Origin of the sequence: Flavobacterium chungbukense, from assembly GCF_020805785.1 — a bacterium.
GTDB classification, from domain to species: domain Bacteria; phylum Bacteroidota; class Bacteroidia; order Flavobacteriales; family Flavobacteriaceae; genus Flavobacterium; species Flavobacterium chungbukense.
Genome location: NZ_JAJGZV010000005.1, coordinates 38,302 through 50,551, shown reverse-complemented (window position 1 = coordinate 50,551; position 12,250 = coordinate 38,302). Strand labels below are relative to the sequence as shown.

The 12,250-nt window shown below is 33.3% G+C and carries 8 protein-coding genes; 1 reads left to right on the top strand and 7 read right to left on the bottom strand.

Annotated features, from left to right (window positions below; translation table 11 throughout):
* Positions 1–486: 486 nt before the first annotated feature.
* From LL966_RS15695 to LL966_RS15680, 4 genes are all read right to left on the bottom strand, one after another.
* Complete coding sequence (locus tag LL966_RS15695) at positions 487–1,575, bottom strand: homoserine dehydrogenase family protein (RefSeq protein ID WP_229354561.1); 1,089 nt, start codon at positions 1,573–1,575, stop codon at positions 487–489.
* A 202-nt stretch (positions 1,576–1,777) separates the two neighbouring features.
* Entirely contained in the window at positions 1,778–3,082 is a 1,305-nt protein-coding gene (locus LL966_RS15690) for an O-acetylhomoserine aminocarboxypropyltransferase/cysteine synthase family protein (protein ID WP_229354559.1), read from the bottom strand.
* Positions 3,083–3,149: 67 nt separating this feature from the next.
* Positions 3,150–3,326, bottom strand: a complete 177-nt coding sequence (locus tag LL966_RS15685; RefSeq protein WP_229354557.1) for a hypothetical protein — start codon at positions 3,324–3,326, stop codon at positions 3,150–3,152.
* 334 nt (positions 3,327–3,660) lie between these two features.
* Positions 3,661–6,507 carry a TonB-dependent receptor plug domain-containing protein gene (locus LL966_RS15680; RefSeq protein WP_229354555.1) on the bottom strand — a complete coding sequence of 949 codons (2,847 nt, stop codon included), beginning with the start codon at positions 6,505–6,507 and terminating at the stop codon, positions 3,661–3,663.
* A 530-nt stretch (positions 6,508–7,037) separates the two neighbouring features.
* On the opposite strand from LL966_RS15680, the gene metK reads away from it, so the two are divergent.
* Positions 7,038–8,288, top strand: coding sequence for a methionine adenosyltransferase (gene metK / locus LL966_RS15675; protein ID WP_113677371.1), 1,251 nt, complete (start codon positions 7,038–7,040; stop codon positions 8,286–8,288).
* A 294-nt stretch (positions 8,289–8,582) separates the two neighbouring features.
* Here the strand turns inward: metK and LL966_RS15670 are convergent, their stop codons facing one another.
* The 3 genes from LL966_RS15670 to LL966_RS15660 form a co-directional block, all read right to left on the bottom strand.
* Positions 8,583–9,161, bottom strand: coding sequence for a hypothetical protein (locus LL966_RS15670; RefSeq protein WP_229354553.1), 579 nt, complete (start codon positions 9,159–9,161; stop codon positions 8,583–8,585).
* A 6-nt stretch (positions 9,162–9,167) separates the two neighbouring features.
* Entirely contained in the window at positions 9,168–10,403 is a 1,236-nt protein-coding gene (locus LL966_RS15665) for a hypothetical protein (RefSeq protein WP_229354552.1), read from the bottom strand.
* Between the two features lie 288 nt (positions 10,404–10,691).
* Entirely contained in the window at positions 10,692–12,158 is a 1,467-nt protein-coding gene (locus tag LL966_RS15660; RefSeq protein WP_229354551.1) for a M28 family metallopeptidase, read from the bottom strand.
* Positions 12,159–12,250 lie beyond the last annotated feature (92 nt).

Sequence of the window (12,250 nt, the reverse complement as noted above, 5' to 3'; positions counted from 1 at the left end):
TACGCAAATAAGCGCGACAGCAAACATCTTAGTGTCCATCTGTAAGGATTTATTCATCTGTGATTTATATTGTATTTTTAAATTATTCATTTGTGTAAAATTAAAAAGCCTCCCAATATTTTTTTGGGAGGCTTTTACTATATATTGTTTTCTTACAATTTTTAAGCAATAGACAACCCAGCCTCGGTTATAACCGAAATGGCACAAAACATTTTGTTGACTTTTAAGTTCATTTGATTTCTAGTAGTTTTTGGGTATCACAAATATGCAACTATTTTTCTAATTACACAAATGAAAATCAAGAATTTAATTACAAAAATCGTTAAAAAAACGTCTTTTTAACGTTAAAAAATGTCTTACAAAGATAAAAACAGAATAACACAAGTAAAAAACCTACAAAAATAAGCTTTTATTAATTTCTAACTCCACTTGACAAATCAGTTTATCAAAGAACTTTAAACTTTCTTTTTTCTTTTTCTAAGAAATTTAAAGCCAGACAGCCTCTTTATTTCTTATTCTTTCAGCAATTTTTAAAATATCGGTTATAATTCCTCTCGAAATTGCTTGCTTGCATGGCGATGCGCTTTGAATTACGATGGGAACATTGGCATAGGATTTTGTGAAAATTTCGAAAATAGTATCCGAGCCTTTCAATTGTCCGATTGCTGAATGTGTCGGTTCCGAAATCAATTTGACTTCTAAACTGCCTTTTTCTACATCAAATTCGCCAACATATCTCAAAACATGATTTTCTGATTGCGTGATTTTTGCAATTTTGAATGCTTTATCAACCGCATCTTTATTCAGTACGCCATTTTTTTCTAAATGTTGTTCTGTAATAAAAGGTCTGATTTTAATATCTGATAGCTCAAAATCTTTTCCTATTTCTCTGGCTAATATCAAAAGTTTTCTCGCGGTATCATTACCCGACAAATCTTCTTTGAAAGTAGATTTCATCAAACCTAAAAGACTCGCATCTTTTAAAACAGAAGAAAATGTAACCTCTTCTGCCGAAAATCGATTAAAAACATAACTAAGATTATCCGAGAATACTCCTCTAATTTTTGTTATTTTTTCTCCCGAATAATACAAATCTCTTAAAGTTTGTAAAACTGGAATTCCTGTATCAACCGACGTTTCATACAAAAACTCTTTGTCATGTTTCTTTAGGTTCACTCGCAATTCTTTATACAAGTCAATCGGAAGTGTATTTGCTTTTTTATTTACTGCCACAATATTGAATCCGTTTTCGATAAGCGTATTGTAATGCTTTACCAGTTCGTCACTTGCAGTAGCATCGACAGCAATCAAATTCTCAAATTCGTTTTCTTTGGCAAATTCTATAATATCTTCCACTTTAAATGGAACAGCCAATTGTAAAAAATTGGTTTCCCAAGCATAACCGACACCTTCTTTTTCAAAAAAAGCAACCGTCGAATTGGTTATAATCGGAAAATGAAAATCGACATTCTTACTTTCCAGAAAAAATTCCTGACTTTCAATTATTTGATTGATCAAAGTGCTTCCGATATTTCCAATTCCGAAAAGGATGATGTTTATTTTAAGCTTTGACATAATTTTTGTTTTTTAACCATATAAGTTATATAAGTTCATTTAAATATTATTATCTAAAAATTAGACGTTTTCTATTCGTCTTTACTAAAATGAACTTATATCACTTATATGGTTTAATTTTTATAATGATGCTTTTCATAAAAAATTACCTTTAGCAAAACCAATCGCTAAAGGCAATCTTTCAAACAAAAAACAAAAAAACCTAGTTTTTATTAATGCTGTATTGCGAAAGCTTAACACTTTCAAAAACAGCCTGAAGATCTGCAATCAAATCTTCGATATCTTCGATCCCGACAGACAAACGAACCAAGTCTTTAGAAACTCCTGTTTCTGCTTGTTCTTCTTCTGTCAATTGTTGATGCGTAGTACTTGCTGGGTGAATAATTAATGATTTTGTATCACCAATATTGGCTAGCAATGAGAATAATTTAGTTTCATCTACTACTTTTTTAGCCGCATCAAAACCTCCTTTTAATCCGAAAGTGATAATTCCGCTTTGACCTTCTGGTAAATATTGCTGAGCCAAGTCATGATATTTACTTGATTTTAGTCCTGGATAATTTACCCACACCACCTCATCTTGTTTTTCTAGCCATTCCGCCAGAGCCAAAGCATTTTCACTATGTTTCTTAATTCGGATCGGAAGCGTTTCTAATCCCTGAATGATCTGAAAAGCATTAAACGGACTCAAAGCAGAACCGAAATCACGTAATCCTTCAATTCTTGCTTTTGCAATAAAAGCAGCATTTCCTAAAGCTTCATGATATACTAATCCGTGGTATCCTGCAGATGGTTCGGTAAATTCTGGAAATTTCCCGTTTGCCCAGTCAAAGTTTCCAGCATCAATGATAACGCCTCCTAACGAAGTTCCGTTTCCTGCGATATATTTAGTTAAGGAATGAATTACAATATCGGCACCATATTTAATTGGGTTTAATAAATAAGGTGTCGCAACTGTATTGTCTACTATAAATGGCACTTTGAATGCTTTGGCTTCTGCCGAAATTGCTTTTAAGTCCAATATATCTAATTTTGGATTCCCGAGAGATTCAACAAAGAAAGCTCGTGTATTTTCTTTTGCAGCTTTTGTAAAATTTTCTGGTTTTGAAGGATCAACGAAAGTTGTCGTAATTCCTAATCGAGGTAAAGTCACTTTTAAAAGGTTATAAGTTCCTCCGTATAAACTGTTTGAAGCCACAATATGATCGCCAGCTCGCAATAAAGTCAATAATGTTGTAGAAATTGCTGATGCTCCAGAGGCGGTTACAACAGCCCCAATTCCACCTTCAAGTGCGGCTAACCGTTGTTCTAAAACATCGTTGGTTGGGTTATTTAATCTAGTGTAAATAAATCCAGCTTCGGCAAGACCAAATAAATTGGCTGCGTGATCAGCGTTATTAAATACATATGATGAAGTTTGGTAAATCGGCACTGCCCTAGTTGATCCATTTTTAGTAACATCATGTCCAGCGTGTAATGCGTTTGTTGCAAATTTTTGAGTACTCATGATTTCTTAGTTTTTTAATATTGTTAATATGTTATATATTGATATTGTATTTGATATTGTATTTGATTTAAGCTAAAATATCTTCCGCTTCCTCTTCAAGATCGTATAAATGAAACAGCAATGATTTTTGAGCTTTTATCTTCTTTGCTGGATCATATTGTAGTGTTTCAGTTGATAATTCTTCCGAATTATTATTTCTTAATAAGTATTGAAATGCGATTGTATTGATATCTAATGTCTTCATGATTTTAAAATTTAAATGGTTGAAATAAAAAAGCCCTTTCGGATGGCGACCAAAAGGGCTTATAGCTTAACTATAACAAAGATTTTATCTTTCACTTTTGGCAACAGCAATGAGGGATGCACATTTGCATCATTCCACAACACATCATATTTCTTTTTGCTATTGCTTTCATATTATTTTATAATTAATCTTATTTTTTAAACTCGACTATTTCTATAGATTAAAAGTAGTAAGTATTTATTTAACCACCAAATTTAAAATCGAAATTTTGTATTATTTTTTTGATTTTTTCATTCAAGCCTTTGTTTTCAAGGCTTGAATGAAAAAAAATATTTTAGAATTTAAAGCTCAAACGAGCAAAACCAAATCTTCCGTTTAGTCCAAATTGAGAAACTGCTCTCGAATAAGCAAACTGATTGGCATTGGTCAAATCTGTACTTGGCGCAGGAGACAAGGTCGGAGTTGTATTTGTAAATGCTGGAGTAGAAGGATTATTTCTATCTGGATAAACATCTCCTATATTATTAAACCCAATTGTTGCTCTAAAATGTTCATTGATCTGATATCCTAAAGATAAGTCGGTAACCAATTTTGCGCTGTATTCTGGATGTTCGTAAACAGAAGAAAATCCGTCTAAATTAACATCTGTTGCTCCTGGATCTGTAACTTTTCCGAAATAACTGTTTCTCAAATAAATATCCAATTTTTTAATACTGAAAGTCGTCATTAAATTGGCTTTCAACTTCGGAATTGCTTCTTCTAAATAAACACGGCTTGATTCTGGAAAGAAAGAATAAATATATGGATCTCCACCAGCATCAATTATCGATTTTGGCACGTGCAAATCGCCTACTCTTTTGGTTTCATTAAAACTTAAAGCAAAATCATTTCTGATTACAAAGTCTTGAATTACATCGTATTTTTGAGAAATTACCAAATCGATACCTTTTGTTTCAGAATCGATTCCGTTGGTCCAGAAAGAAGCCCTTTCAACACCTTTTAAATCAAATGCTTCTTGGAATAAAGTTAAAGCTTGGGCTTGTTCTGGAGAAGTTGCTGCTCCGATTTGTGCATCTGTCGGTCTTGAATATTGTCCAGAAAGTACAATTCTATCGTTTATTCTTGTAAAATAAGCATCGGTTGCAATGGTTATATTAGCTTCAGGAATTTTAAATGTAAATCCTGTACTGATGCTTTTTGATTTTTCTGGTTTTAAGCTCTCAATTCCGATACTTTTTGCAGCTTGCGAATCATTTGTAAAATAACCTACTTGATATGGCGCACCATTGATAAATTGAGTTGAACTTGCTTCAAAATATCTTTGCTGTAGCGAAGGCGCTCTAAAACCAGTTTGTCCAGAAATCCTCCAATTGATGTTGTCTGTTAGTTTTAAAAGAGAAGCCAATTTGAAAGTAACGGTATTCCCAAAATCGGAATAATTTTCATAACGAGCCGCTCCATTAATTAACCATTTTTCTGTGGCATTCAACTCTAAATCAATATAAGCCGCGCCACTTTTTCTGTCTCTTTCTTTAGCATCTGAAGGTTGAAATCCAGAAAATCCTTGCGCTCCTGCCCCACGCTTGTTTCCAAAAAAATCAGTAACAATTAAGGGCGAAGTTGTAGGTAAAACTCCTGATACAAAATTACCGTTTACATCATATAATCCGTAAGAAGCTTGTTCTCCAGCTTTAATTTGGTAATTTTCATATCGGAACTCACCACCAAAAGCCACATTCAATCCTGAAAGAACGTCTAGTTTTTTACTGAAATCTAGATTGGTTGTACTTTGCAAAAAGGAAACTTTTCCAGCATCAAAACTAAAAGGAGAATTGGTTCCTAAAGTAGCATTGATCGTATTATTAACATCATAATTAAATGAGTTTGAACCTAAAGTTGAACTTAAATCGGTATCAAATCCAAACAATTCTGTAGTTACTCCAACCGCCGCAGAAGCATCTAAAATTTTAGATTCGATTTCTGGCAAAAATCCGTTTTCGTACACTTGCGTGAATGTTCCTGAGCCATTTGGCAATCTGTTGAAAGCATACGACTGACCGTTTCTATATGATATTCCACCAAAAGAATATAATGAAGTCGTTTCTGTTAAAGGATATTTAGCATTATAATACGCTTGTCCCGAAGCCAATTCTGACTGGCCAACACTCATATTATAATCACTTCTCTGCTGACCTCTATAAGCCAATTCGTTATTTGTGACATCAAAATTCAAAGCGGTCTGCATTTGTGCAATGGTTGTTGCAGACGAAATCGCATTTTGTTGTGCAGTTGTAAAATAACTTACCTGCGGCGCATATTGTTTTAATGATGATAAAATTTGTGCTGAGTTTGGAGTAGCATTAATATTACTAAACAATGAATTGATTTCAACACCATTTTGTGCAGCTCTATTTTCAACTGCATTGTAGGCGTTAAAAATGGCATTATTTCTAATTCCTGCTCTACTTGTAGCTTGCCTTGTCACGGCGCTACCTGTAATATTGAAGAAACTTCCTGGTTTTCCTAAAGAAGTTCCGTAGTTTAAATCGACTTGCACGGTTTGTCCGTCAGATCCGCCTTTAAAATTATTAGATCCAGAAGATAAATTCGTTCCGTATTGAATTCCTCCAGTTAAATAATTGGGGTTCTTTTTCAATACGATATTAATTACTCCTGCAATAGCATCAGAACCATATTGTGCTGCAGCTCCATCTCTCAAAACTTCAATTCTTTCTATTGCAAAAGATGGAATTGCGTTTAAATCTGTTCCAACCGAACCTCTTCCTGGAGATCCATTTATATTTACTAAAGCACTCGTATGCCTTCTTTTTCCATTTACTAAAATTAAAACCTGATCTGGCCCTAACCCTCTTAACTGCGCTGGATCAACGTGATCTGTTGCATCTGCCGTAGATGTTGCGTTACTTGTAAACGACGGCGCTACATAATTTAAAATCTGAGTTACACTAGTTTGCGGTGCTCCTTTAGTTATTTCAGTAACATTAAAAACATCGACCGGAACCGGCACATCTGTCTTTACTCTGTTTTTACTTCTTGATCCAATAATAGTAACTTCTGATAATTCATTATTTTTTAAACTATCCTGCTCTTTTTTATTTTCTTGAGCATAAACGCCCGAAAATGTCAAAAGACCTAAAACGATGAGTGCATTTTTCTTCATTTCTTTTTACTGATTAATTAGTTTTTGGCTTTAGAAAAAATCCTATAGTTTTCTTTTTTGAACAAAAAAAAACCTCTGCGGTCTGCAGAGGTTCTATATATCGTTGAAAAAAAACTACAATAGAGTCTCTGCGGAAAATTCCGGCATCTTACAAGACATCATATTGCAAACTGTAAATTTCATTTGGTTATGTTATTTTAACGAGGCAAATGTGCGAACTATTTTTTAACCAGCCAAACAAAAACCAAAATAATTTCTATTACCCTATCAATTTAGTATGTTTTTGTTAAATTTCTACTTAAAAAATTAAAAAAAGTTGAACTTTAATTTGCAAATCAAAATGGTTTTATACCTTTGCACCCGAAACAGAGGAAAAATTTGAACTGATTGCAACCTCTTCATAATGAAATGATTTCGTTATGAATGCTGAAAAATTCCTTTCAGTAGTAAAAAATGCTAAAGCAGAAACTCTCCTTTAGCCCTTTTTAGCAATTATTTTTCTCGATTAATTTTAAATTTAATACATTATTATGGCTTATTTATTTACGTCAGAATCTGTTAGTGAAGGGCATCCAGACAAAGTTGCAGATCAAATTTCGGATGCATTAATTGACAACTTTTTGGCATTTGATGCTGACTCAAAAGTAGCATGTGAAACTTTAGTTACGACAGGTCAGGTAATTTTGGCTGGTGAAGTAAAATCGAATACTTATCTTGATGTTCAGCAAATTGCACGCGAAGTAATCCGTAAAATTGGATATACTAAAAGCGAGTACATGTTTGAAGCAAATTCTTGTGGAATTCTTTCTGCTATTCACGAACAATCTGCTGATATCAATCAGGGAGTTGACAGAGCTAAGCCAGAAGAACAAGGTGCTGGAGATCAAGGAATGATGTTTGGTTACGCTACAAACGAAACTGAAAACTTCATGCCATTAGCGCTTGATTTATCTCATAAATTATTACAAGAGTTAGCTATTTTAAGACGTGAAAACAAAGAAATCACTTATTTACGTCCAGATGCTAAATCTCAGGTAACTTTAGAATATAGTGACGATAATAAACCAACTCGTATTGATGCAATTGTAATTTCTACGCAACACGACGATTTTGATGAAGAAGCTGCAATGTTGGCTAAAATCAAAAAAGATATTATCGAAATCTTGATTCCTAGAATTATCGCTAAAAATCCTGAGCACGCTCATTTATTTAACGATAAAATCAACTACCATATTAACCCAACAGGAAAATTCGTTATTGGAGGACCTCACGGAGATACTGGTTTAACAGGAAGAAAAATTATCGTTGATACTTACGGTGGAAAAGGTGCTCACGGTGGTGGTGCATTCTCTGGAAAAGATCCAAGTAAAGTGGATAGAAGTGCTGCTTACGCAACTCGTCATATCGCTAAAAACTTAGTTGCTGCTGGTGTTGCTGATGAAATCTTAGTTCAGGTTTCTTATGCAATTGGAGTTGCTGAACCAATGGGAATTTTCATTGAAACTTACGGAACTTCTAAAGTAAACTTAACAAACGGTGAAATCGCTAAAAAAGTAGAAGCTATCTTCGATATGCGTCCTTACTTTATCGAACAACGTTTAAAATTAAGAAACCCAATCTATAGTGAAACTGCTGCTTACGGACACATGGGACGTAAACCAGAAACAGTAACTAAAACTTTCTCTGCTCCAGGCGGAAACGAAAAAACAGTTACAGTTGAATTATTTACATGGGAAAAACTTGATTTTGTTGACCAAGTTAAAACTGCATTTGGATTGTAATTCAATATAAAATATTTACATATTAAAATGGCTGTCTAATTGGACAGCCATTTTGTTTCATTTTCATTGATGAACAGGAAACAAATAGCAAACCAAATATTGTTGCTACTATTTTTCTCATAACTTTCAATTATTTTCAACTCTTATCTTTGACATAAATAATTAAAGCGGTCAAATACCTTGGTCATACGCATATTTTTATAATCCTCGAATAAACTAAAAAAACACATATGAATCGTCTGGTGCATTAATGCTATAATTGCCCAATATCTAGGCTATGTTTTTTTGCTTAAATCAATTAATTGACTTTGAATTAGTATAACTGTTTTGTTCTTCCCATTTTCCATTTATTTTTTTCAATAAAACAGCTCTTTCATCACCCCCTCCAAATCCCACAGCAAATGGACGGTAAAATAAAAATGCATATTTTTCATCTAAACTGATTAAAGGTTTTGACAAATAAATCCCATTAGAACCTACCTTAGGACAATCTGGTCTTCTTAAAATCTGATATGGATAAATCTGGAATTTTGGGTTTTTAAAATCAGATGTTTTCCAATAATAAACTAGTGTATCATTTTTATATTTTTTCTTTAAAAGATTAATTTCTACAGAATCAATTTCCCATTTGTAAGGAGGAGGACCTAATGGCGCAAAACGAATTTCTCCAAAATAGAGATTTCTCTCACTATAAGCTTTTTCGTAATACTCTAAAGCTTTTATTTTGGGTATAGCTTCTTCTACTAAAACACTTACATGTTTATCCGTTAAAAATTCTTTATCCAAAAAATCGTTTATAATTTGTTTTTCCAACTGTGATGATGAGCATGAACAAATTAAAACTCCTAAAATTAATACAGCTACATTTTTCATAATTGCTTATTTACATCGTTTCCCTTTAGGTTGATAGTTTGGATCATTACTTTCTCCATTTTTCTCAGAAATATAATTATTAATTATTCTTCTTTTTCCTTCACTTCCATCAGGAAATTTATCGTCAAAAGTTTTAGTTCTCATCAAAGTACCCATAATAATATCTTGATAAAATTGATTTGGAGTGTCTGTTATATTACCTGTAGCATATTCCTCTAGCGCTGACGACATAATATTTATGTAACTTTTCCAAATTTGTGCATGCTGTGCATTATCCTGTCCTTTATCAATGTAAGTATTGTTTACATATTTTTGATACAAAATATCATAATTATCAAGTGCATGAGCCATACCGCTATTAACTTTGTCATCAAACACACTAAAAAAATAAACATGAACCATTTCGTGTATCATTACTGCAGCAATTGCTAAATCTGTAGGCGGTGTATTTTTACTAGTACCATTTAGGCCATAAACAAAATCATTATCCAATACTGTTGTATAACAATTATAAGAGGTTTGTTTTGTACCTGCAACATCATTACCTTCCACTTCTCCAAACTCAATAGACAACACATAAATATCCGAATCTCCTCCTAGTTTTCTAAAAATACTAGCAATATCATTTTGAGTTAAGGTTTTTAGTTTATCTAATATTGCTTTTACACATGGATCAAGTTTACTTCCGTCAATTTTCTTTTGTATTGCTTTAGCTACTTGTGCTCTAGTAGCTGCTGTAGGGGCACCATCACCACCTCCTCCGCTTACATAACTAAAATAATTACTTGCGGGACCTCCACCAATTACAACCGTTGAACCTGTAGGAATTCCAGAAGGGTTTCCAGGTCCTGGAGCTGTTACAACAACTTCATCTAGCTCTATAGGCCCTTTTTTGCTAAATATACTGCTTGCAGATTTAGGATTATCTGTATCTACAACCTCCCTTCCCTCTTGACCTGAAACAAACTTATTTCCTTTAATAAACCCTTCAACCAAATCCCATTTAAGAATATATCCGTTAAAAGTATCTAAATTAATAACACTTAATTCTTCTTCATATTCTTTGCTTGGTATAATTTCAAACAATGCAGCATCATATTTGTTTTGCTCTATCTTATAAAGATATAGAAATGTTGAGCCTTTGTAATCAAGCTGCACATTTTTAATTGATACAGGCACTACAATTGTTTTCGAACCATCTGGCAATACCGTTTCTTTGGCCGCTTCCCAATGATAACTCAAATCTTTAAATCGTGTATAAAGCGATATATTTGATTTAAAATCATCAAACCATACGTGAGCTCTACCAATACTATCGTTTGGAGTATTGTGTTCATCCGAATTACATCCGAAAAAAGTAAGAACTATTAAAGTATAAAAATAAATGCTAATTTTTTTAAACATGGCGTCAATTTTTGAATGTTATTTTTGGTTATATCTTTTAAATATATTCAAAAACATTTTAAAATTGCAAATATTTTACTACAATAAAATACAATATAACACCTAATTTTCTTTAAAATATTAACCTTATCTTTCTAATTGTACATTCGGCAATGTTTTTGGGCGATTGACATCGTTTGATAAAATCCACCCTGTGCGGTACATCCATTCGGTCATTTTACGCAATTTTACGTAATCAATATTTTCAGATTCATCCATTGGCGTATGGTATTGACTATGCAGCACGCTGGTAAAAAAAACTGCAGGAATTCCTTTTTTTGCATATGGTAAATGATCCGAACGGAAGTAAAAATACTCTGGATGTTCTGGTCTGTCCCAAAGCTTATCCAAATCAAATTTTGGCCCTTCATCATTAGCTCTTTTCGCAATTGCTACTAAATCTGAAGAATTTTCATGTGGAGAACTAGATCCTAATAATGCTGCTTGATTGACATTATTTCTTCCAATCATATCACCATTTAAAACCGCTATAATATCTTTTTCAGGAACAGTCGGATGCGATGCATACCATCTAGAACCTAACAAACCACGCTCTTCAGAACCGTGAAATACAAACAGTGCCGTTCTTTTTCCAGGTTGTTTTTTATAAGCTCTTGCAATCGCTAACATTGCTACACACGTACTGGCATTATCATCGGCTCCATTATAAATAGAATCTTGCCCGTATTTTTGACGCACTCCATCATGATCTTGGTGTCCGCTAAAAAGTACATATTCACTTTTTAGTTTTGCATCAGTTCCTGCAATCGTACCTACAACATTTACCGAAGGATATTTGTATGTTTCAGAAACCACTTCTGCTGACAATACATCTTTCGTCGATTTCAAATATTCTAGCTGATTTCCATGTACCCAAAAAACAGGCATTGTCGAACCAATTTTATCGCGAACACCCTCAATTCCGTATAATCCTCTCGTCATTTGCGGTTCAACCTGAGACCAGCTTTGCTCTGCCAATTCATCTGCAACCATAATAAGTGCTATAGCACCTTTTTTAACAACTAGATCGTAATACTTATTTCTTACTAAACCCGGATAACGTCTGTCAAATAGCGAAATATCATCGGCAATTCCTTCTTTTGATGCCAATAAAACAACTGCTTTTCCTTTTATATCAGCTTTTTCAATTTCTTCTTTTGTTGCTGCTCCCAAATATATTAGAGAACCTTCAACTTTTATGTTAGTGGTTTCTGCAACCAAAACATCTTTCCATAATTTATAATCCTTTTGTCCAATTTTAAATTTAGAATTTGACGTAACTTGATGTCTGTACAAATCAAAAAACTGGAAATAGGTTCCATCATCACCTGCTGGAGCCATTCCAGCTTCTTTAGCTTTATTTGCCAGCCACATCGAGACTTTTAGTTCATCTAAAGTTCCAGCTTCACGACCGTTAAAATGGTCGCCAGCCATTTGATACATATCTGTTCTAAGATCTTTATCCGTTATGGCTGAAACTAATGGTTTTTTAACTGCTTGTGCAAAAGTCATTGCACCACAAGCAAGTAAAACAAGAGTCATTTTGTTTTTCATACATTTTAATTTTACTTTATAAATTTAATCATTTCATGGAAAAATTTTAATTTTTTCCTACCAAAATCAGATATTACCCGTAAAAAATCAAA